15 protein-coding genes and 1 tRNA gene are annotated in these 25,060 nt (G+C 46.9%); 7 read left to right on the forward strand and 9 right to left on the reverse strand.

What is annotated here, in order from left to right; all coding sequences use genetic code 11:
• The 3 genes from IQ257_RS29860 to IQ257_RS06870 form a co-directional block, all read right to left on the reverse strand.
• Positions 1-1,212: ArnT family glycosyltransferase (locus tag IQ257_RS29860; protein WP_322744221.1), on the reverse strand; the 1,212-nt coding region annotated here is incomplete at its 3' end.
• 291 nt (positions 1,213-1,503) lie between these two features.
• Entirely contained in the window at positions 1,504-1,950 is a 447-nt protein-coding gene (locus tag IQ257_RS06865) for a GNAT family N-acetyltransferase (protein WP_193877935.1), read from the reverse strand.
• A gap of 36 nt (positions 1,951-1,986) precedes the next feature.
• Positions 1,987-4,212, reverse strand: coding sequence for a cation:proton antiporter (locus IQ257_RS06870; protein ID WP_193877938.1), 2,226 nt, complete (start codon positions 4,210-4,212; stop codon positions 1,987-1,989).
• 415 nt (positions 4,213-4,627) lie between these two features.
• On the opposite strand from IQ257_RS06870, the gene IQ257_RS06875 reads away from it, so the two are divergent.
• The 3 genes from IQ257_RS06875 to IQ257_RS06885 all read left to right on the forward strand — a co-directional run bounded on the left by IQ257_RS06875 (position 4,628) and on the right by IQ257_RS06885 (position 13,476).
• Entirely contained in the window at positions 4,628-9,739 is a 5,112-nt protein-coding gene (locus tag IQ257_RS06875; RefSeq protein WP_193932976.1) for a response regulator, read from the forward strand.
• Positions 9,740-9,964: 225 nt separating this feature from the next.
• Positions 9,965-11,515, forward strand: coding sequence for an RNA-guided endonuclease TnpB family protein (locus tag IQ257_RS06880; protein ID WP_193932977.1), 1,551 nt, complete (start codon positions 9,965-9,967; stop codon positions 11,513-11,515).
• Positions 11,516-11,913: 398 nt separating this feature from the next.
• Positions 11,914-13,476, forward strand: a complete 1,563-nt coding sequence (locus tag IQ257_RS06885; RefSeq protein WP_369076448.1) for a SpoIID/LytB domain-containing protein — start codon at positions 11,914-11,916, stop codon at positions 13,474-13,476.
• 327 nt (positions 13,477-13,803) lie between these two features.
• Here the strand turns inward: IQ257_RS06885 and IQ257_RS06890 are convergent, their stop codons facing one another.
• The 5 genes from IQ257_RS06890 to IQ257_RS06910 form a co-directional block, all read right to left on the reverse strand.
• On the reverse strand, positions 13,804-14,103 hold the full coding sequence (locus IQ257_RS06890; protein ID WP_193877945.1) for a ferredoxin: 300 nt from the start codon (positions 14,101-14,103) through the stop codon (positions 13,804-13,806).
• A 445-nt stretch (positions 14,104-14,548) separates the two neighbouring features.
• A complete protein-coding gene (glpK, locus tag IQ257_RS06895) occupies positions 14,549-16,063 on the reverse strand; it encodes a glycerol kinase GlpK (protein ID WP_193877947.1) in 1,515 nt (504 codons plus the stop codon).
• 230 nt (positions 16,064-16,293) lie between these two features.
• Positions 16,294-16,497, reverse strand: coding sequence for a hypothetical protein (locus IQ257_RS06900; protein WP_193877957.1), 204 nt, complete (start codon positions 16,495-16,497; stop codon positions 16,294-16,296).
• Positions 16,468-16,538: transfer RNA gene (locus IQ257_RS06905), tRNA-Gly, on the reverse strand. Before IQ257_RS06905 ends, IQ257_RS06900 begins: the two co-directional genes overlap by 30 nt.
• A gap of 87 nt (positions 16,539-16,625) precedes the next feature.
• Entirely contained in the window at positions 16,626-17,504 is an 879-nt protein-coding gene (locus tag IQ257_RS06910; RefSeq protein ID WP_193877949.1) for a hypothetical protein, read from the reverse strand.
• A gap of 123 nt (positions 17,505-17,627) precedes the next feature.
• Between IQ257_RS06910 and IQ257_RS06915 the strand changes: the two genes are divergently transcribed.
• The 4 genes from IQ257_RS06915 (at position 17,628) to IQ257_RS06930 (ending at position 22,481) form a co-directional block, all read left to right on the forward strand.
• On the forward strand, positions 17,628-18,392 hold the full coding sequence (locus IQ257_RS06915; RefSeq protein WP_193877951.1) for a class I SAM-dependent methyltransferase: 765 nt from the start codon (positions 17,628-17,630) through the stop codon (positions 18,390-18,392).
• 193 nt (positions 18,393-18,585) lie between these two features.
• Positions 18,586-18,903, forward strand: coding sequence for an Mpo1-like protein (locus IQ257_RS06920; RefSeq protein ID WP_193877953.1), 318 nt, complete (start codon positions 18,586-18,588; stop codon positions 18,901-18,903).
• A 94-nt stretch (positions 18,904-18,997) separates the two neighbouring features.
• Positions 18,998-20,386, forward strand: coding sequence for an amidohydrolase family protein (locus IQ257_RS06925; RefSeq protein ID WP_193932978.1), 1,389 nt, complete (start codon positions 18,998-19,000; stop codon positions 20,384-20,386).
• A gap of 496 nt (positions 20,387-20,882) precedes the next feature.
• Positions 20,883-22,481: a B12-binding domain-containing radical SAM protein gene (locus IQ257_RS06930; RefSeq protein WP_193932979.1), complete on the forward strand. Its 1,599-nt coding sequence runs from the start codon at positions 20,883-20,885 to the stop codon at positions 22,479-22,481.
• Positions 22,482-22,631: 150 nt separating this feature from the next.
• Here the strand turns inward: IQ257_RS06930 and IQ257_RS06935 are convergent, their stop codons facing one another.
• The gene (locus tag IQ257_RS06935) at positions 22,632-24,713 is read right to left on the reverse strand and encodes an ATP-binding protein (RefSeq protein WP_193879821.1); all 2,082 of its coding nucleotides are present in this window, start codon (positions 24,711-24,713) and stop codon (positions 22,632-22,634) included.
• Between the last annotated feature and the right edge of the window lie 347 nt (positions 24,714-25,060).

Consider the following 25,060-nt stretch of genomic DNA (forward strand, 5'->3'; position numbering starts at 1 on the left):
CCCTTGTCCCCTTGTCCCCTTGTCTCCTTGTCCCCTTGTCTCCTTGTCTCCTTGTCCCCTTGTCCCCTTGTCCCCTTGTCTCCTTTTCCAATAAAGAATCAAGCCAACAATTGACACCAGTAACAGAAGCCAAGAAACCAAATAAGGCAGAATTTTCCAATAATATACCCAAGCCTCTATGGTATTGAGCGGTGGGTCGCCTTCTGCGATCGCAGAATCAATGGTTGCCCGTTTCCCTGATGTCAGCATCAATAGCCAGTTGGTACGATACCAGAATCCAAATACAAACACTGACAGAGTTAAACTTCCCACTAATTGCGCCAACTGTCCCCACTCCCGCCGTCGAATAGTACCACCGAGTACCCACAGGATTGGTGTGACTAGAAAGAATAGCGCCGTTTGCTTCACCATTAGCGCTACCCCCAGAGAAAAACCCAACCCAACTGCCCATAATAGGGAGTGGGGATTACAGCACTTTGCGAGTCGGTGTGGTACAGTCCCCCCCTTGATTAGGGGGGTCAAAATGTAGTCTATTAATTTGAAAACCCCTGTAAGTTGTTGTTTAGAACCTTTCGCTTTTAGTACTAATTCTCCGTGATGTTGCGCTTTATTTGACCCCCCTGTAGTCCCCCCTTGGTAAGGGGGGACGGCGGTAGCCGGGGGGTGTATGCGTTGCAGAATTAAAGAGAATGGGTATGATTTTTGATTCCGCCAACCTGTAAGGCAGAAGAAACTGAAAGTAACGACGGCTGTGAGCGGATAATCTAAGAGAAACTCCAACCGATACCGATAGAGTGCAGGAAATAGTACCGTTAACCCAGCCGCCCACAATCCTACTCTGCGGCTGAATAACTGGACGCCCAACCCGTAGACTGAACCTAGGAGAATCGCGCTGAATATTAGTTGAACTAGAGTAGCTTGGTCAGCACCCGTCCCGAAGATATTCTGGATAATAGCAGCGGCAATATAGGTAAACGGTGGTATTTTAGACGACAACTGCCAGAAACTCGTCCACCATTCCCCAGAGAGCCAGTTAGGATGCTGTAGTGCTTGCCAATAGTTTAATGAACCGGTTAAGTAATCTGCCTGATCCCAAGCTGGAACGGAGTGATCAAGGGTAAACCAAAAGCGATCGCACAAAGCACTTGCTAACCAAATTATCCCCAGAATCAGCAGACTTCTGAACTGAGTGTGTCGATTCTTCTTTACCACGAAATTTACCTGGGTTGTTCTCGTTGCTTCTCCCTTTTGATTAGAGCATGAAATCCACTTACCGCGTCCGCTTCGCGTCCGGATACCTATCCTTGCAATGAGATTATCACTCGTATCAAACAGGTAGGTCGTAAGGAGTGGAAACAAGAAAATGGTTATCATCGCCGTTCTCTTGCCGAAAACACCATCTTTCGCTTCAAATAGATTACTGTAGGTGATTAACAATCAAGAGTTTCTCATCGCAGGGATAGAAAGTCAAAAAATTGCTCAATACTGAAGAGCCAAAGGCTTTTACCTTGAGTTTGCCATTCGTTTTCTCATCTTAATATGAGGAATACCAGCTTCTTCAAAACCATCCCCCTCTTGCACAAATCCTAAAGTTTGATAAAGATTTTTTACATAGTCTTGAGCGTGAATAACCACTTCTTCCATCTCATTTTGCGCAGCAACCTCTAACGCTTTTTCCATCAGTTGCTTACCAATGCCTTTCCTTCTAGCATCAGGCAAAACTGCAAGTCTTTCTACCTTGGCAGTTTGACTATCTAGATACCTTATCCTGGCAGTTCCCACAGGTCGATCATCTAAATAAGCCAGTAAATGTTCAGCCGTTTCATCTCTGCCGTCAAACTCTAACGCCGGATTAACCCCTTGTTCGACTTGGAAAACCCGAACCCTTACCAGTTGAATGTCTGCTGCTTTGTCAGTATAACTAACAACTTTGAGAATAATTCTATCCATCCAACCATTTACCTCCTAAAACTCCTAACCCCTACTCTAAGAAGCCAATTTCGCCACCTGCTCAACGCGATCGCATTCTCCTCGCAGCAGCAGGTAATCTTTTGGTTGTAATTCCAAAACATCATCAACAGCATTATAAAGTTTGCCTTGCCTGCGCACAGCCTGAATCACCACATGGTATTGATGCTGGATATCTATTGGATGCAATCCTGCTAGGGTGGAACTTTCAGTCAATGTTACCCAATGACTGCATCCCTCACCAACCCTAGCTCGATCCGTCATCAAGTCTCGAAACGCGACCAATTCTTCCGGTTCGCCAACCACTAGCAAGCGATCTCCTACATTCACAACCGTCTGCGGTTTCGGGTAATACAAGGTTTGACCGTCCCGTTGAATTGCCATAACGGTTACGCCTGTGAGATTGCGAATATCTGCTGCGGCTAGGGTTATCCCCTGCAACGGTGAATCCGTCTCTACGGTTAGCCAATCCCTGTGAAATTCTGATGCTGTTTGGTTCAAGTCATGCTGTAACACACTAGTGGCGCGTTCCGGTCGGATGCTCAAGTAGCGATTTGCCCGAATAGCATTAATGACAGACTGAGTAAGGGATGGATTTTCTCCCAGAGTTGTCAGCAGGTGCGACCCGATTTCCAAGGCGGCTTCAAATTCCGGTTGTACGACTTCCTGCGCCCCTAGCTGAGTGAGTACGTCAATCTCGTTATTGTGGTGACAGCGAACGACTACATCCAGTTCTGGGGCAAACTCTAAGGCGCGTTTGAGCAGCAATCGGGTACTCACTGGATCGGGTAAAGCGATCGCTAAAGCTTTTGCCTTTTCCAGATGCGCCTTTTCCAATACCATTTCTGAGTCAGCATCCCCAAAAAGATAAGGAATTCTTTGAGTCCTCAACCGTTGGATTGCCGCCTCACTATTATCAATCACAAGAACGGCATACCCCTGATTTTGCAAAATATTAACAACAACTTGCCCGACTCGTCCATAGCCTGCCACCACAACATGGTCGCAAATCGTTTCGGGAATCGATAGCGCTTTGGTTTCTCGAAACCGACGCAGGTAATTTCTCAACCCTGGTAGATTCGTAAGTTCATCAGCCAGACGGGGAGAAAATTTCAGCCAGACAGGTGTCAGCACTAATGTAATGGCAGTCGTTCCCAAAAGTAAGAGATACTTTTCCCGCTCAATCAACCCCTCATTAAAGGCAACCAAGGCTAACACAAAGGAAAATTCCCCAATTTGATTAAGACCAAAACTAGTAATGAAAGCCGTTTTGAACGAATAGCCAAATTTCAATACAATTGGTAAAATGATAGTAGCCTTGCCTAGCATGACCACGGTAACTAAACCCAAAATTAAGCTAAAATTCTGGAGAATAGTTAAGGGATCGATTAGCATACCGATCGATGCGAAAAATAGGCTGGCAAATGTATCTCGTAGAGGTAAAATTTTAGCTAAAGCTTGGTCGGCATAGTCGATTTCCGAGATCATTAGTCCGGCAACAAAGGCTCCCATCTCGATGGACAAACCGAGCCTATCCGTAATCAAAGCAACCCCCAAACAAAGGGCAATAACCGTTAGCAAAAAAAGTTCGCTACTTTCTGTTTTAGCAACGCTTTCGATTACACGGGGAACAAGCCACCGACCCGCAGCAACAGCAGCAACCCCAAATAACAATACTTTCAGTAATGCACCAGCCAGCGCTCCGCCAATATTAGTCGGTTGGTCGAGTGTCGGTAGAATCGCTAACATCAGACCTAGGGCGAGGTCTTGGGCAATCAAAATCGCTAGCATGACCTGACCGTGAAGTGTATTGGTTTCTCCGCGTTCGGTCAGGGATTTGAGAACCACGGCAGTAGAGGAGAGGGAAAGAATAGCTCCCAGGAAGATGCCCTGAGTCAGTCCCTCGACCCAACCTGTCAAGGTCGCTAGTAACGTCACCAAGACAATTGTCAGCCCAATTTGCAGTAAACTCCCTTTCAGGGCAATGTCTTTAACTCGCTTGAATTCAGCAATGGAAAATTCAACCCCTAAGGCGAATAACAGTAAAGCAACGCCTATTTCCGCGAGGGCTTCGATCTGGTTGGCTTCGCTTAACAGTTTCAGACCAAACGGACCCACCACCAATCCACTGGCTAAATAGCCTAACAGTACGGGTTGGCGTAGCTGTTTGGCGAGGTATCCACCCAAAGCAGATGCTCCCAAAACTGTCATCAGATCCAGAATGAAATTGTGCCCTGCCGCCATGTCTGTAATGCTCGTTAGTTGAATGCACCAGCCTGATTCATTCTAGAATCAGAGCAAGAAGCCTTGATGCCAGTCTGTAAAGATCCGAGAAGAGTCTGCTGAAGCCATAAACCGATAATTGATAGATGATTATAGATAATGTCAATCTTAAAGATATTGGTTACAGTGAAAGCTATCTGTAGTAACCCCTAGTAGTTGACAAATTGATCGCAATCGGCATATAGCACAAGAACTTTAAAGAGCAGGGGGGTAGGGAAAATGGACTGCGGCATTCATCAGGTATCAGTTTGGTGGACTACTAGCGATTGAAAACTCACGCTTGCGAGCGGTTGCTGTGAATTCCACGCTTTACCGCTTGAGGCAGTTAGGAGTCAGGGACTCCAACATTACTTAAAACTCTTTAAGGGACACTGCTATGCAGCCGGAACAACAACAGCGAATCATGGGCTACTTCATTGAGGAGGCAAAAGACCACCTCAATACCATTGAGCAGGGTTTGCTAAGTCTGCAAAGCACCATGCAAGACACTGAAATGGCAAACGAACTCTTTCGTGCTGCCCATTCCGTCAAAGGTGGTGCTGCCATGTTAGGACTGGAGAGCATTCAGCAAACAGCCCATCGTCTAGAAGATTACTTCAAAATTCTCAAAGACTCACCCGTCCAGACCGACCAGCAGCTAGAATCCCTTTTTTTGCGGGTATTTGATACCCTTCAATCGCTGTTAGACCAACTCCAAGGACCTTTCGGCTTGACTGACGACACAGCCAAGACAATCATGTCAAATGCCGAGCCGATTTTTGAGCAACTCAGCCGTCATCTCAATCAACTGGTTCACAAAGACGGAGGAACTACCACCGCTACCGTCCGAGAGGCAAATGTCGCTGGCAGGCAATCCTCTGAATCGAGTGCTAACCCCTTACCAGTAACTTTTAAACGAGATGTTCTGGTGGAACTGCGAGAGATGTTACAGCTCTTTAAGCAGTCAGACTCACCCCAACATCGCGCCGCTCTGCAAAACCACTGCGATCGCCTGCTTTCCCTCGGCAAGGAATGGGATTTGGCTGGTTGGGGCGAGTTACTCGAAACCGCAAAAGCAGCAATTGCCAATCCCCAAAATTCCTATCGCCTGCTTGCTAGTGTGACGATCAAAGAAATAAAACAGGCTCAGGAGTTAGTTCTATTAGGTCGCTCAGTTGAAATTGCCCCTAGTGAACAGCTTGAATCTCTAGCGCCAGCCTTAGCTGATATTGATGCGGCACCAGCACCCAATCCCTACGAGCAAGCACCTTCTACAGACACCAATACAGTGTCGGAAACGGACAGAACCTCTAGTAATGTATCTTCAAAAGGCGATCGCCTGAACATCTCAGACAACTATGTTAACGACAAAGAAACGTACATTATTCACGACTTTTACGGAGAAGATACTTTCATTCAACCAGAGACTACCCATGTTCAAGAAAACAGTTCCTCTGAGCCGAACCAAGGATTCGATCAACTGTCAAATCCCTTTGCACCACCATCACCATTGTCTGACCAAAACGATCCAGAAGTTGGTTTAGTAGAACTAAACACGTTAGCCGATATTTTTGAAGGTCAAACCCCCGAGCTGGATCAAACCTGGCAAGAAGAAGAAATTATCAGTCTAGATGACGATCCCTTCTCAGACACTTCAGATGATCTATTTAATTTAGACAACTCAAGTGATTTTTCTGATCTCCTCAGTGACGCAGAGAACCGCGATTTTTTTCAGGCAGAAACGTCAGCGAGTGACGGTTTATCCGAATCTCAAGCAAACCTAAATGATGAGTTTTCCGACCTACTCTTTGAATCGGATATATCAGACTCTTCTGTGAATTCAAGCTCTTCTACAGCCGATTTAAGCACCTTATTGGACGATAGCTTCTTAGAAGAAGACGAGGAAACAACACCGCCAGGAAATGATAGGGATTTAGACTTCTCCGCATCATCATTAGACTTCAGCAATCAAAATGATGACTTAGTAGACCTAGACTCGGCAGCAACAGATGCCTGGGATTTGTCTAATCCCTTTGAAGAAATGTCCTTTGACAGCGAAGAGTTGGATTTAGAATCGTTAGAGCAATCGGAACTTGATGCTGATTTTGAGTCCCTAGATAACTTTTTTGATACCGATTCAGTAACTCTTGATGATAGTGATAGTTCGGCAATCATTAGCCCAAGAAACTCAGAAGACTCTTCTATCCTTGAGATGCCTGGACTAACCGATGAACTTGAAGCAAATCAAGAAGAAACCCTTGAAGAACAGCTAGATGATAGCGAAACTTTAGCTGAACCCGTGTCTGACTTATCAGAACCTTTATTCAATGAAGATGCACTAGAGATTCCGCCAGTTGCTGCCGAAGATTTAGAAGCCCTTTTCATCGAAGAAACAGAGGAAAGCCAAGCACCATCCGAGTTTAATTTAGAATCGGATTGGTTAACCGAGGAATCGGATTCCTCAGAATGGGATTTAGAGACAAACGACTTTCAAACTGAACCAGACGAGACGAGTGATTTATTTGAGTCTTGGGAAAGTGAGGCAACAGCACCGGAAGCTGTAGAAGATTTAGAAGGCTTGGCAGATTTCTTCACAGAAGAAACTTCAGAACCCCAACCCTCATCCGAGTTAGATTTAGAAACCGATTGGGACTTCAACTCCCAACCCTCAACTGAACCAGACGAAACAAGTGATTTGTTCGAGTCTTGGGAAAGTGAGGCAACGGCACCGGAAGCTGTAGAAGATTTAGAAGATTTCTTCACAGAAGAAGCTTCAGAACCCCAACTCTCATCCGAGTTAGATTTAGAAACCGATTGGGACTTCAACTCCCAACCCTCAACTGAACCAGACGAAACAAGTGATTTGTTCGAGTCTTGGGAAAGTGAGGCAACGGCACCGGAAGCTGTAGAAGATTTAGAAGATTTCTTCACAGAAGAAGCTTCAGAACCCCAACTCTCATCCGAGTTAGATTTAGAAGCTGATTGGGACTTCGACTCCCAACCCTCAACTGAGCCAGACGAGACAAGTGATTTGTTCGAGTCTTGGGAAAGTGAGGCAACGGCACCGGAAGCTGTAGAAGATTTAGAAGATTTCTTCAGTAGTGAAGGAGTAACTGCTGAAGGTGATTTTTCTTTAGAAATTAACGAAGAAACTGACTGGGCTTTAGATATTGATTTGGAGAGTAGCGATGAGTTTGAAGATTTAGAGGCAATGCTGGCATCGGAAACTCCTACCTTGCCTGCTGAATTCGATAGCATTGATGAGTTTGAAGATTTAGAGGCAATGCTGGAGTTGGACACTCCTGGTGCACCTGTAGCTTTTGGAGCAGTAGATAATGATGCATTTGAGGATCTTGAAGCGCTCTTAAGCGAACAGATGCCTCCCAAAGCTGCAAATCAAGAGAAAAAGGCTGGTGTTCAAAATAAAGACACCTTGGATGAAGACTTAGAGAAACTGCTCGAGCAGGCAGATAAAACAATGCCTGGATCTCCAACGTCAAGTACCGACTCGCGTCAGACTCGCATCCTTCCGGCTCGGCGGATTAAGGTATTCGAGCAGACAATGCGGGTTCCCGTCAAACACTTGGATAGTCTCAGTAATTTGGTGGGAGAACTGGTGGTGAGCCGCAATAGCTTAGAACAAGATCAAGAACGCTTGCGGCAATTCCTGGATAATTTACAGCACCAAGTGTCTGCCTTGAGCGATGTTGGGGCGAGGATGCGAGATTTGTATGAGCGATCGCTCTTAGAAGCCTCTTTGTTAGCTAGTCGCCACAACTCTCCCCCTCCATTATTCAGTTCGGATAGTTCTTCTCACAGTAGTGATTCTGCTGGTGCAGAATACCATCCCTTGGAAATGGATCGCTTTACGGGGTTCCATTTGCTTTCCCAAGAGATGATCGAGCTCATCGTTCAAGTGCGGGAGTCGGCGTCTGACGTTGAGTTTTTGGTGGATGAAACTGATCAGGTTGCCCGGAATCTGCGGCAGGTAACGACTCAGTTGCAAGAAGGACTGACGCGATCGCGCATGGTGCCTTTTGCTCAGACGGCTGACCGCTTGCCCCGTGCCGTGCGCGAAATTTCTATGAAGCTAGGGAAAGAGGCAGAATTGCAAGTTGAGGGTCGGGAAACCTTGATTGATAAAATGATCCTCGAACACCTCTACGACCCAATGACCCACTTGGTCAACAATGCGATTACTCATGGCATTGAAACCCCAGAGGAGCGCCGAGCTGCTGGCAAGCCGCCAGTCGGTCAAGTGACTCTCCGGGCATTTCACCAAGGCAATCAGACCGTTATTTCCATCTCTGATGATGGGGCAGGTATCGATCCCGAACGAGTCAGAAGCAAGGCAGTTGAGAAAAAACTCATCTCTCGATCCGAGGCGAAAAACCTAACCCCTACGGATTTGTACGATTTTCTCTTCCACCCAGGTTTCAGTACCAAAGACCAAGCCGGTGAGTTTGCAGGTCGTGGCGTGGGCATGGACGTAGTTCGCACCAGTTTAAGTGAAATTCGCGGCGCTATCTATATTGATTCTGTCCTAGGCAAAGGCACAACCTTTACGATTCGTCTACCTTTAACCCTGAGCATTTGTAAAGCGCTCTGCTGCTTGAGCGATCGCTCTCGTATTGCCTTCCCAATGGATGGTGTGGAAGATATGATGCCCGATATCGGACGTGAACGGATTCAGACGAATTCAGACAATCAAACTTATATCCAATGGCGCGACAGTCTGCTGCTATTTCAACCCCTCTCTGATTTGCTGACGTACAACCGTCAACTCAATCGAGGCACTGTTTATGGTGGCAAGCGAGAAGACGATACGATCTCGATTGTTGTACTCCGGAGTGCCGGAAACTTCCTCGCCATCCAAGTCGATCAAATTATTGGTGAGCAAGAAATCGTGATCAAGCAACTAGAAGGTCCGCCACCCAAACCCGTGGGCATTGCTGGAGCAACTGTTTTGGGGGATGGTCGGATCATGTCTATTGCTGACGTTCTTGAACTCATTGACCTTGCAAGTGGACGACTTCGCAAAGATAGTATTACCATTTGGTCGAGGGAAGAACCCGACGGTGAAGTTCCCCAAGAGCCACCCGTGACTAAACACGAGCCGATGGTGCTCATTGTGGATGACTCGATTACAGTGCGAGAACTCCTCTCTATGACCTTCGCTAAAGCAGGTTATCGGGTTGAACAAGCCCGTGATGGTCAGGAAGCTTGGGAAAAACTCCGGTCAGGGCTCCCTTGCGATATTGTTTTCTGCGACATTGAAATGCCCAGAATGGATGGTTTGGAATTGCTGTCTCGCTTACAGAAAGATGAGGATCTCCGCAAGCTGCCAATCGCTATGCTCACCTCTCGCGGTGCCAAGCGCCATCGGCAAATGGCATCTCAGCTAGGAGCAAGCGGCTACTTTACCAAACCCTATCTGGAGGAAGTGCTACTTGATGCTGCTCAACGAATGATTCAAGGGGAAGTACTCTTTAGCAGCAGTGAGGCTTGATTTTGCCGGGGAGCTGGGGAGCTAAGGGAAACACATTCCCTGTTCGTTTCGTCCTCTTCTGAGTTCTCTCAAATTCCAGATACAACCTTTCAAGGTGGTGAGTATAGATAGTTCACGAGGCAAAAACCTAGAAGCGTTCATCCCTGTAACTTTAGTTACAGGGATGAACGCAATGGGCGACTTTAGTCGCCGTTTCCGTATACTGTGAATACAGGATATACTCAGTTGAAAGTTAGCTCTTGTACTGTCGCCGTGCCTAAAAAGTCCCCAACACCTTCATTTGTTTGCGAGATACCCCTCAAGATATCTCCAGCAAATGAAGGTATTTTGCTATCTAGGTTTGAAGCGGCGCGGCAGATGTACAACGCTTGCCTTGGCGAAGCCATGCGCCGAATTAGGCTCATTCGGCAATCCAGGGATTTCAATAAAGCTCGTTCTCTTAAGTCCAATAATCCGGAACGCAAAGTTCTGTTTAAACGGGCAAGAGAACGATACGACTTCTCCGAATACGCCCTGCATTCCTACAGCACCGGATTAAGACAATCCTGGCTCGGAAACCACATCGACTCCAACACTGCCCAGAAACTAGCAACTCGTGCCTACAAAGCAGCAGAGAAAGTGCTGTTTGGACAGGCAAAGAAAGTCAGGTTCAAGGGTGCAAACCAGATGGACTCTGTTGAGGGCAAGTCTAACAAGTCTGGTATTCGGTGGAAGGGAGAGACTGTTGAGTGGGGTGGATTAGAGCTACCTGCATTGATTGCTTCCAATGACCCAGTTATTCTGCATGGACTCCAATCGAAGGTCAAATATGTTCGACTAGTTCGTCGAAAAATCAACGGGTGCAATCGGTTCTACGCTCAGTTAGTCTGTCAGGGCAAGCCATTTATTAAGCCTAAGAACTACCTGGGGCATGGTGATGTTGGTATCGACATTGGACCAAGTACGATAGCCGTAGTATCTGATACCGATGTCAAGCTACAGCAGTTTGCCTCTGAACTAGAGTTTGATGCAGCACACATCGAATGGCTGCAAAGAAAGATGGATAGGTCACGTAGAGCGACCAATCCAGGTAACTACAACCCCAACGGTACGGTCAAGAAGGGTAAGAAAAAATGGAATAATTCCAAAACTTACCTCAAGACCCGTAACTCCAAAGCTAACAAAGAGCGGAAGTTAGCAGCCCACAGAAAGAGTCTTCATGGAGAGCTGGTAAACACCATTCTCCGTACTGGAGACACTATTAAATTTGAGAAGCTTTCCTATAAAGCATTTCAGAAATTATTTGGTAAGTCTGTCGGTAAGCGTGCGCCCTCCATGTTCATATCTCACCTGATAAGCAAGGCTGAAAGAGCTGGCTCGCAGGTGATAGAAATTCCGACGTACAGCACAAAGCTATCTCAGACTTGCCATTGCGGTCGGGTAAAAAAGAAAAATCTCTCGGAGCGCATCCACGATTGTGAGTGTGGAATAATCGCTCAGAGAGATTTGTATTCGGCGTTTTTAGCTAAACACATAGAACCCGACACCTTCGTTCTCCAGGTGAGCCAGTTACTAGTTGACTGGCAAAGTGTGGAGCTACGCTTGCAAGCGGCTTGGAGAACAGCAACGGAATGCAACCAACCTGCAACTCGAAGGATTCGTCCTTCCTCCTTTGGTCGTTGCCCAAAGGTAGAGCAGGTCGCTGCAAAAGTCTTAACTCAAGTGCCTAAGAGCCAGGATGTTGTAGGTGATACCCTGAGCATTTCGACAAGACTTCGGCGTGAGCGCGGTTCCTGAGCACTTCGACAAGCTCAGTGTTCCACTTGCCGAAGGGCAGTCGAACGCTCAGTGTTCCACCTGTCGAAGGGTGCAAGCCGAGAGCCTGGAAGAGGGTATGCCCATCCGCCCGTCGGGTTGGACTGTGGAAGTTAAGAACCTTCCGTTTTTAAACGCGAGAGTCTCAGGAATGTACTGCAAAGCAGAACCTAAGAGGTAGGATGAAGAGCGATTACTGGTTCCAGCACAAGCGGTTGACTGTAAAAAAACACGAGTCCCAGGGCTCCACTTCAGTGAAAAAGGATTTCCAAACTGACACACAAAAGAAGGATCGCCAGCAAACCCGATTAACTTTTGACCAGACATCGCCCTATGGCATTAAAACTCAAGTGTCACGTTTTACCCTTCACACGTTCTGGATAGCTTTGTGTCTTTGGGGAGTGGCTGGTTGGTGGGCATCCCCAGCTCAAGCCAAGGATTTAGAGCTGAAAGTGGGAGTCATGCAGCGCTTCGGCGATGAAGATACTGACCAACTTACCTTGGAAGCGATATCAGGCGATCGCTTGACTTTGCGGTTTTTGTCGGGGGATATGCAACCGCAAACCTTACAAACGGATAGCGTTGAAGTAGAGGTGGCAATGCAACCCCTATCAGCACCCTTCCTACAAGAGCGTTTGGTTCTTAGCGATCATGCTACCTTTGAAACCGCAGAAGATACTGCTAATCAGTGGAAAGAGAAGGGTATTGAGGTAGAGGTAGCCCAACCGGAACGCTGGCAGGTTTGGGCGAAACGAGATGTTTATCAAACGCCTTTGCTACGACGCTTACTGCTTTCAACGCTCCAATCTCAAGGGGATACAACCGCTCGCTTAGAAACCCAAGTGCTGCAAAAAGTGCCGCGAGTTTCGTTTGTTATCAACGGCTATCGTTACAATCGTCAGTGGCTAGAAATTTCGTCGGAAAAGAATCGGGTTCGGGTGAGTCAGGGTGAGAATGACAGAAATCCTCGCCTCTATGCTGGTAGCCTCCGAATTCAGCCCAACGCCTATGGCAACTATTCGCTAGTCAATCAGGTGCCTTTAGAAACCTATTTGCGGGGTGTTGTTCCTCATGAAATTGGAGCGGGAGCGCCCTATACTGCGGTGGAAGCTCAGACTATTATTGCCCGAACCTATGCCCTGCGAAACCTGCGTCGCTTTGCCGCTGACGACTACCAACTCTGTGCAGATACCCACTGCCAGGTTTATAAAGGATTAGGAGAGACATTCCCGACATCTGACCGAGCGATCGCGGCAACGAAAGGGTTGGTGCTAACTTACAATAATGAGCTGGTAGATGCTTTGTATTCTTCTACCTCTGGTGGCATCACTGCTCCTTTTGGTGACTCTTGGAACGGACCCGAGCGACCTTATTTAAAAGCTGTGGTAGACTCACCCAAGATCATCTGGGATTTAACGCAGAAACCTTTAGCTAATGAACAAAATTTCCGCGAATTCATTAATTTGAAGGATGGGTTCAATGAAAGTGGCAGGGATGTCTTCCGTTGGCGCAGAACAAGCACTCTAGAACAGATCACGGCTGATTTACGACGCTATCTGGAAAAAACAAAACATCCCCTCGCTGATTTCACCACCCTTGTGCAGATGCAGGTGGTGAAGCGATCGCCTGCTGGACGTGTTCTCAAACTTACCGTTCAAACTGATAAGGGTGTCATTGAACTCCATAAAAATGAAGTTCGCAGTGCCTTTGGTCCCCCCCGCAGCACTCTGTTTTATCTCGATCCGGTTTATGGTGCTTCCCAAATCTTAAAAGGTTATGCCTTTGTCGGGGGTGGCTTCGGACATGGTGTGGGTTTGAGTCAATATGGTGCTTATAACTTAGCGAATCTGGGTTGGTCGGGAGAGCAAATTCTCAAGTTTTACTATCCTGGAACTCAAATTCAACCCCTCAACGATTCGATTGTTTTTTGGGAAGATCCTTAGGAAATGATATAAGGAATAACTTATCCCCATTAAAGTTTTAGGGGTACGGTATGCCGATTGGTATCAACTTAACCCTAAAAACTTCTTCTTAATAAAGCCCTCACTAGGCGCTCATCTTCTGCCCCCCTTAGTCCCCCCAATTCTGGGGGGAAAAGAGAGAGGAGAGTCAGTTATTAGTACCCCTTCTCCCAAGTTTGGGAGAAGGAGTTAGGGGATGAGGGCTAATACCCCAGTAGCAACAAACATGAGTGCTTAAGTTGATACAGATGGGTATGCCTTACCCCTACAGGAACTAATCAATCAATCGGTTAGATAATGCCGACGATTTTAGTACAATTCTTCCTCTTGGTGAGTGGTAATGGTGCAATCAGATTTTGGATAAGCAACACAGGTCAGAACAAATCCAGCCTCAATTTGGTCGTCATCTAAGAAAGACTGGTCAGACTGGTCAATTTCACCACTAACTAATTTGCCAGCGCAGGTAGAACAAGCACCAGCACGGCAGGAATATGGTAAGTCAATACCTTGCTCTTCCGCAACATCGAGAATATATTCGTCGTCGGGACAATCAATTGTGGTATTCAGCCCTTCAGCTTCGTTCTTTAAGGTGACTTTGAAAGTTGCCATTATCTCTCCTCTGTAGTTGATTTCAAACGGCAGGATAAATTCTGCTAAAGCACCCTTGACGCACCTAAGCTTTCCTCTAAGCGGATTGGCTACGACGTGCGTGGTGTCTGCTTCATTTCTGATACTACGAGAAAAACCTAGAGTGGTTGAACAGGATTAGGAATGAAAGTGTTAATTGAATATTAAATTAGTTTTTCTTATATTGAATGAATGGGGTTAATGATGGAATATGGGCTATTGTGACTTGTTCTCAAGTGTAGGTTTAAAAAGGGTTTGAGGATTTTTTGTCCTTGTCAGTTACTCACTGCCACACCTCATCAATCAGTATTAATTATATTTATAGTTGAGATCAATGATTTGTTCTTAGACTTAGAACTCAGGAGAATCATTTTTAGTAGAGACGTTCCACGTAACGTCTCTACTTGTCAGAATCAATTATCCTGCCTCAATCAACCCAATTTTTGGCACGTTCGACCGCTTTCTGCCAGGTAGTAAAGTTTTGTTGGGCTGCTGTTGCTCCTGCTCCAGGCTCGAAGGTTCGGTCAATCGGAGTAGTTGCGACTAGCTTTTTGTAATCGCTCCAGAAGCCAACAGCTAAACCTGCACCAAATGCAGCTCCTTGAGCTGTTGCATCCAATACTGCCGGACGTTCTACCGGGATGCCGAGGACATCAGATTGGAACTGCATTAAGAAGTTATTCTGAGATGCGCCGCCATCAACTTTCAGCAGTTTGATGGGAGTGTCGCCATCTTTATTCATGGCATCAACAACTTCCCTCACTTGATAGGCGATGGACTCTAAGACCGCTCGCACCATATGCTCTCTCTGTACGCCCCCGGTAATGCCCAAGAATGCACCCCTAGCGCTCATATCCCAGTGGGGCGCTCCCAAACCGCTGAGGGCAGGAACAAAATAGATACCGTTAGTATCCTCAACCTGACGCGCTAAGGGTTCGGTTTCAGCCGCAGAACTAATCAGCTTCAGACCATCCCGCAGCCACTGAATGCAAGCACCCGTAGTAAACATAGCTCCTTCTAGGGCATATGCTACGTCTGTGCCACTGCCATTGGCGGCATTTGTCCAAGCAACGGTTGAGAGGAGTTGATTGTGCGATCGCGTCAGTTCTGTGCCAGTCTGGGAAATTAAGAAACAGCCGGTGCCGTAAGTACATTTGAGCATACCAGGGCGATCGCATCCGTGGGCGAAGAGTGCGGCTTGTTGATCGCCGAAGATAGCCGTAATCGGAATTTCCGCTCCTAGCAAGTTAGGCTCAGTCTTACCAAACATCCCCATACTCGGCTGAATTTGGGGCAATATCTGCGGGGGAATGCTGAATAAATCTAACAGGGTTCGATCCCATTCCTCCTTTGCCAGATTCATCAGCATGGTACGGCTAGCATTACTGTGATCGGTAGCGTGGACTTTTCCGCCTGTAAGATTCCAGAGTATCCAGGTATCAACGGTGCCAGCTAATACGTTATCGAAGTTAGTATCAGGTTTTTCGCTTCGTACCCAATTCAGCAGCCATTCTAATTTAGTTGCTGAGAAGTAAGCATCGAGGACTAATCCTGTCCGTTCTTGAATGTCAGCCGCATGACCTTGTTGGGTTAACTCACGACATCGGGACGCCGTGCGGCGATCTTGCCAAACGATCGCATTGTGCAAAGGTTTGCCTGTGGTTTTATCCCATAGCAAGCAGGTTTCGCGTTGTACGGTTAGACCAATTGCTGCTATTTCCGCTTCGGAAATACTATTATCTTTCAACACTTGCTGCATACAAGCGCGAGTATCTTGCCAAATTTCGTTGGGGTCGTGTTCTAACCAGCCCGGTTTGGGGTAGTGTTGAGTGAATTCTTTATAAACCTGACCTGCAATGGCACCTTGAGCGTCAAATAAAATGGCGCGGTTGCCTGTTGTACCAAGGTCAAGCGCTAGGACGTATTTCGCGTTAGTAGTCATAGCAATTTTATCTGCTTACAGCTAAACCCGCATTGGGGTTGAGTCCAGATTTACCAGGTTATGGGCTGCTTCGCTACTACCGTTAGTGTTTCTTTGCTTTACAGTGACCTACTCCCCTTTCAATGCGGCTCTGTGTTTAGGACTGTCTCACGAAATTCTCTAACGGCTTCAACCCTAGAAGTTTGGGCGATTAAGACACACTCGGACAGCAACTTGATGTCGAGTTCTGTTCATCCAAGAAGTTCACTGCGGCGAATGCCTTCATAGCCCTGGGCTCGCAGGTCAGCATTGTACCGCTTTCCGTTCTGGAATATTGCTTGAGAGTATTTTTTGTTACTCCGCTTAATTTTGCCACTACCATCATGGGATTCTAGATGGGGACTGCGCTCAACTATTTCGTTAAAAGCGGGCAGCGAGAATCGAACTCGCATCATCAGCTTGGAAGGCTGAGGTTTTACCACTAAACTATGCCCGCAGCATATCGTACTTAATACGCCACCCTACTAACAGTAGCACAATTTTGAGTTAAATAGGCAAGTCAAGCCCCATTCTTTTACAGTTATCAGGGAGTAATATTCAGTTCAAGGTTGTAAGCCTGCTCAACTGGTTGATTCCCCATATAAGTGGGTTCAAATCGCCACTCGGAAACAATCTGCTGTGCCAGTTGCTCTGCCTGCTCAGTACTGATGTTTCCAGATAAAACTTGAGTATAATCTGGCAGAGGTTCGGCTTGACCCGTCGTATCAATCAATACAACTACTTTTAAACGGATAGCCTGCTCAGGATTAAGTCCCAACTGCGTCAGATACTCCCTTGGAAATTCAGTTGTGTTCCCTGACTTCAGTGTTGCCGGTTGGTCAGGAATATCCCGACTGCCATCAGTGAGGCTCAATCCGCCTAGGGCGACACCAAAAGATCCGCTGTCATCAGAACTGGGTGAAGTTGGTTCTGGCGATCGCTCCGACGATGGGTTGGGGGAAGAGTTAGATTTTGGCGATCGCTCCGACGATGGGTTGGGGGAAGAGTTAGATTTTGGCGATCGCTCCGACGATGGGTTGGGGGAAGACTTCGTTGCAGGTGACTGTCTGCCTGTTTCCTGAAGTTGAGAACGAGTTGAAGATACAGTAGAGGTAGGGGACGGCTGAGGATTAATCGATTGGCTTGGGAAAGTTTGGGTGGTGCGATCGCTCGGTGCTGGTTGTCGGGGGGATGTCAACCCTGGAGAAAGCGCTCTGGCTTCGGGAGTAAAAGCAATCACATTGACGGGAATCAGAGTTTTGTTAGATCGCAATCCCTGGAAGCGTCCCATCAGCACTATACTCAGCACTAAAAATGCTAGTAGATGGATAAGACCAGAACCTAGGATCACAAAAGTCCACAGCGTGGGGGGATCGGAGTGATGCCGCTGGGGTATTTGGGAAGGAGCAGTTGGAGGTGTCATCAAAGTTCAGTCGAGGTGCCTTCTTTCATACTGCCAAAAAGTAAAGACATTGTAGGTAAAGTCTCTACCTCACACTCTCGCTATACTGCCAACAGGTGCAGAGGTGAATTATTTATTACACCCATGAAAGATCGTCGTCTATCCCCCACGATAAGAACAATCATTATTATCACTATTATCCTGCTGGGACTCATGCTGACTGGCTGGAGACTTTCAATACCCAATGCTGCGGCTGAATCGGGTTCAGTATACCAGCAGCGAATCGTCCACAGCGCCGATGGTATCGCCAAGTTTTACATGGGTCGAGAAATTGCTAAGGTGATGGGACACACGGAAGCGCTGTGGCTGGAGCGTCCCAGTCGAGCAACAGTAGAACAACCGCAGCAAGTGTTGGATGCCCTGGAGCTGAAACCGACGGATACTGTCGCAGATATTGGAGCAGGTACAGGTTATTTTAGCTTTCGCCTCAGTCCCTTGGTTCCGCAGGGAAAGGTGCTGGCGGTAGATATTCAGCCGGAGATGATTAATATCCTGGAGTTCCTGAAAAAGGAAAACGCTATAACTAATGTTGAACCCATTTTAGGTAGTGTGACTAACCCTAACCTGCCTGATGAGAGAGTGAACCTAGCGCTGATGGTGGATGCATACCACGAATTTGCATATCCCAGAGAGATGATGGAAGCTATTGTGCGATCGCTCAAACTGGGCGGACGAGTGGTGCTGGTTGAATACCGTCGGGAAAATCCGTTAATTCCCATTAAAGCACTTCACAAAATGAGTCAGAGACAGGCACGTAAAGAAATGAAGGCAGTGGGATTGCAATGGGTGGAAACAAAAGAGGTTTTACCCCAGCAGCATTTGATGATCTTTGAGAAACAGGCTCTCTGAGTTGCTTTTGCGATCGCTGATAAAAGGATTTTTGTGCCGTTAGAAATAATTCTTACTGAAGAATAAACCTGTTGCAACCATCATGGACAAACCCCCCCTCTGCCAATTCTACGAGAATGGCTGGGAGTGAAGGCTTAATTTTAGATAGAATGCTGTAAGTTTTTTTAATTGAGTGTGAGGTAGGAGAATCCCCTTGAATTACTTCCACGAGGCAAAAGCCCACTTCATTGCCAGTCACCAGCATCCCATCAACCAAGTTTTGCACCACATTACCAACCTACTGGCGATCGCAGCAGTAGTCCTGTTGTTCTACGACTGGCGGTTAACCCTTATCTGCTTAGTCCTGACTCAAGTCTTTGCCCTAGGGGGACACGCTTTCTTTGAGAAGAACGAACCCGCCTTTAGAAAATACCCCGGCATCACAATCCTAGCTTCCCTGTCGTGGTCTGTTGAAAACGGGTTTGGTCTGCGTCAAGTTTGGAGTCACCTGCGCCAGCAACAAAACGCTTAGTCATTTATCATGGGTCATTTGTCCTTGGTTTAAGACCTCCTCATTGACAACCGATGAGCGATGACCAACAATCTATTCAACTTAAGGAGTATTCATGTACAAAGGTTTACTGGTAATCGATGCTGATGCCCACAAGCTAGAAAATCCCCTAGTAATGCGGGATTATATAGAGCCAGAGTATCGCGATCGCATTGGTTTGGTGATTGACAGTCTTGGCGATCAACGGGCGAAAATCATTGACTTTAATCCCGAAACGGGGAGAAATGACTGCCTACGGATGTTTCCCCAACCCCAAGGTTTAGGTAAAGGTGGCTTTCGTAACCTGCATCCGGATACGACATTGGGTGCCATGTTCAATCGGGTGCGGATTGATCACATGGATCAAGAAGGCATTGATGTGCAAGTGATCTACGGCACATTGAATCTGATCTTTTCCAGCATTCTGGATAAGGATTTAGCGATCGCCCTATGCCGCGCCTACAATAACTACATGGCTGACGATTGTCGGGGCTACGATAACCGCCTCAAACCCATTGGTGTCATCGCTCTTCAGGATGTGGATGAGGCAGTCAAGGAAATGCATCGTTGCGTCAACGAACTGGGAATGATTGGCGTTGCAGTTGCCCCCAACCTGCCGATTCCTCATCCCAAAGCCCCGGACGCCTTCCCAGAAATTCGCACCTGTAAGGCAATCAGCCATCCTGATTTCCGCCCTATCTTACAAGCGGCAGTAGACCTCAATATTGGTTTAGGCATTCACGGTGGTCCTGGTTCCTTCATGGTAGGTGGTATTTCCGACCATATGGAAACCTTTGTCCTCACTCATATCTTTGTACAGCGGAACCAGCAACAGCTAGCCTTAGCGCGGATGGTTTTTGATGGGGCATTTGAGCAATTCCCCACCCTGCGCGTTGGCTTTTTAGAAGGGGGTTGCGGTTGGTTGCCAGACTTGGCGCACGCTTTTCACGAACATTGGGAAAAGCGCATCCGTGACTTTGACCCCAAAAATCCCTATCGCCCGTCCTTAATGGAATTTACCAAACTGATGATTCAGGAACGGGGGGGTAAAGACAATATCAACATCATCAGCAAGGCGAAAAATCTCTTCGATTTGTTGTGGAACGCCAAACACGACCCCACCAAGATTGATGATGCCAGCTTATACGAGCATTACGACCTTCGCCACCGCGACCCGATAGAGTATTTTGAACGGGGGCAAATCTTTACGTCCTTTGAATCGGATGACCCCGGTCCTTCCTATATGCACATTGCTATGGGGGAAGTGGGTAAGCGACTCGCTTGCTTCTCTGGAGACTACGGTCACTGGGATGGCGTCCTGCGGGGTTGTGTAAAGGATGCGGCGACAGTTGCCGATTACGACCAGGAACATCTGGCGCTGCTGTTGGGGGGTAATGCCCTGGCATTCTATGGCGATCGCTTGCGCCAATCCCTACCTACTAACCTTATGGTTAGTCGCGTCTAATCTGAGGGAATTTTTCTAATAACTGATAGGAGTCGTGTTTTTCTGAGAAACACGACTTCTGACAGATTCAGGACTCCGAGCTTTGAGCAGACTCCTCCCTCGGTTATTTCGTTTAACCGATAGACTTCTAAAGAGCGGTTATTGACTTGGTAAATGCCGTCTGTCATGGGAAGCTTAAAAAATCCCGTGATAATTTTATATTTTGGCAGACTTAGATTGCAGGAAGTAAAGTTTGCTGTTGATCCTATGATTTCGCCGAAGAAAGAATGGAAATGGATGATTAAATTACATTAGCTTTTGACGGCGCTACTGGGTACGAAAGCGATCGCCTCAGCAACAGCTTTATCGTAGACGATAGCGGCTATCACCTCTTTCCCATCTGAAAAACTCACGATTGCCAGCCAAAGCGTATACTAAGGGGGACTGAGAACTAAGGACAAAAGAGCAAGGGAAGGAAGAACCCTCCCACTCCCCAATCCCCATTCCCCAAACTGTCATGCGTGTTTTACTCCTCTATCCCCTCTTTCCCAAATCATTCTGGTCTTTTGACAAAGCCTTAGAACTAATAGGGCGCAAAGTTAGCCTCCCACCATTGGGCTTGATTACCGTCGCGGCCATCTTACCCCAGACTTGGGAGTTTCGTTTGGTAGACCGGAATGCTCAGTTTGAAATGGAAGCAGACTGGGACTGGGCAGATTTGGTGATTGTATCGGGGATGATTGTCCAAAAACCAGATCTGCTGCACCTGATCCGTGATGCCAAGCGGCGCCGTAAACCGATAGCGGTGGGGGGACCCTACGTCACCTCTGTTCCCGAGGCGGCACTAGAAGCTGGGGTAGACTTTTTGATTTTAGATGAGGGAGAGATTACCCTGCCCCTATTTGTCGAAGCGCTAGAACGGGGGGAAACTTCCGGAATATTCCGCGCCGACGGAGAAAAGCCAGATGTCACCAACACACCCATTCCCAGATATGACCTGCTAGACTTGAATGTCTACAGTGATATGTCGGTGCAGTTTTCGCGGGGTTGCCCGTTTCAGTGCGAATTTTGTGACATTATTGTCCTCTATGGGCGCAAACCGCGCACCAAAACCCCAGCTCAGTTACTGGCGGAGTTGCAAACCCTCTATGATTTGGGCTGGCGGCGATCAATTTTTATGGTCGATGACAATTTCATCGGCAACAAGCGCAATGTCAAGCTCTTGCTACGTGAACTGGGTGTTTGGATGGCAGAACACAAATACCCGTTTTACTTTGTTACTGAAGCCTCAATAGACTTGGCACAAGATGACGAACTGCTAGATTTGATGGTTGCAGCCAACTTCCGCTCGGTATTTATAGGGATTGAGACACCCGATACTGATAGCTTGGCTCTAACTCAGAAATTCCAGAATACCCGCAACTCTTTGGTAGAGTCTGTCCAGAAAATAAATCAGATCGGTCTGCGTGTTATGGCTGGTTTTATTATTGGCTTCGATGATGAAAAGCCAGGAGCTGGTCAACGCATTATTGACTTTGTAGAAGCAACCGCCATTCCTCAAGCCATGTTTGGGATGTTAGCAGCTCTGCCCAATACAGCCCTATGGCATCGACTCAAGAAAGAAGGTCGTCTGATAGAGGGAAAAGAAGAGACGGAGGGCAATCAGCAGATGGCGCTGATTAACTTTGTGCCTACCCGCCCTATCGAAGATATTGCCCGTGAGTATGTGAGCTGCTTTTGGGAACTGTATGAACCGAGGCGTTATCTATCCCGAGTTTTTCGGCACTTTATAACAATGAAACCATTTGCCCACAAAACACCGTTTCGGATGCTAGAACTGATCGAGGTGCGAGCGATACTGATTATTTTTTGGCGACAGGGATTTAAACGCAGTACACGCTTCCAATTCTGGCGTCAGCTATTCTCAATTCTGCGCCACAATCGTGCTGTATTGGTCAATTACTTAACTATTTGCGCCCTGAGCGAGCATTTCTTGGAGTACCGTCAAATTGTGCGAGATAATATTGAAGCGCAAGTGGCTGAGTATTTGGCAAATAAACCTAACCTTTCAACCGAAGCTCGACCACCAGAATTGGTAACTCAAAGTTCTATCTAGGTCGTGCGGTATCTTGGAGTCAGTCTTCAAAGTCCCTCTCCCAATGGGAGAGGGATTTAGGGTGAGGGCTGAAAAAAGTAACATAATCTCCATGAAACCCAAATTCCGCAGGTTGCCAAATTGACAAGTTTTAACCAGCAATTTCCGCCACTACAATTGATCCTCCTGTTCCGAAGGAGATTTAACTGACTCGGAAGAGCTGATTTGTTTATTTTTGATCTCTTGTCCCTTATCAAGTGTCGGTAAGGTAATCTTGACTGTAGTTCCCTGACCCTCTCCCTCACTGAACAGGGTAATCGTACCTCCCATCATTTCTATTAAATTTCGGGAAATAGCAAGTCCAAGACCCGTACCGCCGTACTTGCGAGTCGTTGAACCGTCAACCATTACGAAAGGACGAAAGAGTTTGGACTGTTGAGCTGGATCGATACCAATACCTGTATCCTTAACAGTCACAACGACCTGGGAGGAGAAAGATGTTTTAGCCAATGTGGAGTTCGCTTTTTGCTGTGGCTCTTTACCGTTTACTTGGAATTCCTTGATTTTCAAAACTGCTTTATCAGTATCGACATCTTGATATTCCTGCTCGGTTACTTTCTCAATCCGCGTACTAATCGTAATGCTGCCGGAGTCAGTAAACTTAGCCGCATTACCAACTACATTTAGCAGTACCTGTTTGAATTTAGCGGGATCGGCACGAACTGGAATGCTCTCGTCTAAGTTACTGATATTAAACTCGATACCTTTGTTTTGAATGGGAACCGCCTGTAAATTAATCACTTCATCCATTAACTCACGCAAGTTAACGGATTCCATTTCTACTGAAAGCTTACCCGCTTCAATCTTGGCAAGATCCAAAATGTCATTGATAATCCCTAACAGGTGAATGGCAGCATCATCGGCTCGCTGTAAAAAATCTAGTTCTTCTTCACGATCATCACAGAAGCCGTCTCTGACGAGTCGCAAACAGCCAATGATACCGTTGAGAGGAGTTCTCAATTCGTGGGAGGTACTGGCGAGAAACTCATTCTTGAGTTGGTTCGCGGCTTGAGCTTCCTTCCAGGCAGCTTCGAGTTCTTCTGCCCAGTGCTTCAGGTGTTCGATCATCCGATCAAGAGCTTCAGCCAATTGATTGATTTCTCGAATTTTAAAATTATGGGGAATTCGGTCTATAGAATGTAGCTCAGATTCATTGAGGGCATAGTCTCTGAGTTTTTCTAAGGGGCGTGACAGTTCCCAAGACACGTAAACCGTGGCTAAAAAGCAAGCGGCAAGCAAGCCGCAGGTTAAGATGATGAGTACTTGACGAATTTCTCCTAGACCTGCTAAGGCACCCTTATCTAGGGGAGTAACAGCTAAAATTACCCATTTTTGGTTGGTTTGGTCACTAATGGGACTCTTGATTGAGCCGTAGCCAGCCAGCAATTCCACACCATTTTTTTCTAAGGCAAGATGCTGGAAATACTCCTGTCCGGCGATCGCATTGTCCACGATACTCTCAAGCCTTTTCCCATCGGGTTCCTGCTTGATATTGCGTCCTACTCGCTCGAGCTGAGGATAAGCTAAAATAGTGCCGTCTTCGTGAATCACCACGGGATAGCCAGTTAGGGAGCCAGGTTCAACTTGCTTCGGCTGTTGCAAGAGAGTTGACTGAATGTTCAAAGCATATCGGAGTTGACCCGCCCAGTTATAAACCGGGGCACTGAATAATAAATGAAGTTGACCGATAGAGTTGGTTTGAGTCTCCTTACCTGTTATCGTTTTTTCAGGCGGGACTACGGTCACGTAGATTTGCGAAGGATCTGAGAACAAGCGACCCGGTTGGTGATTCCATAGAGACGTTGCCGCCTTACTAAAGAGCAACTGATTTCCACAGGTACTGGCAGCAATTTCTTGAGTTTGGATCTCAACCAACTGTACACAATCGATCTGGGTTGGTAATTGTTCAGCGAGTTGGTCAACAAATCCTTGATAGGCTTTTGATGACTGCGATTGCAACACCACGGCTTCACTAGCGGTTACTAGGTTAGCTTGTAGAGCCACAATAGATTGCTGAATGCTTTCCCCTTTTCTGATAGCACTTTCGGTGAGATTTTGACGAGCTGTTTCCAACAGGGTTGAGCGTGCTTTCCTGTAGGTCACGTAAACCCCCGTTAGTAATACTGGCACACTTAACAGCAACAGGCGCGATAGCAGAATACGACGAAAGGAGGATTGACCTGACTTAGCCATAGGATTTCTGATGGTGATGGAAGGTAAAAACCCAATAGCAGAGTGTGAATGCACTAGAGCAACAATCTACTCTTAACTTGGCAGCTAAAAGTAGAATATAGCGGTTTTCGCTTGCGTGAGGTACATTTTTAGGGATGAAACCCTTACTGGGCAAGCATTGGTTGTACCTCATACATTTGAGAAAGGCTATAGCTTTTGCCGATAATAAATAAAGGACTCGAATATCCAACCTCACGCCTTATCTTCCTTACCTCTATTTTCAAGCTGTTTTGGTTTTATTTGACCATTCTGACAAACCGAAAAGGTTACTCGCATTCCCAGCCTCCACTGAACTTGTTTTTATCCTA

This window comes from Coleofasciculus sp. LEGE 07092, assembly GCF_015207375.1.
GTDB lineage: Bacteria > Cyanobacteriota > Cyanobacteriia > Cyanobacteriales > Coleofasciculaceae > LEGE-07092.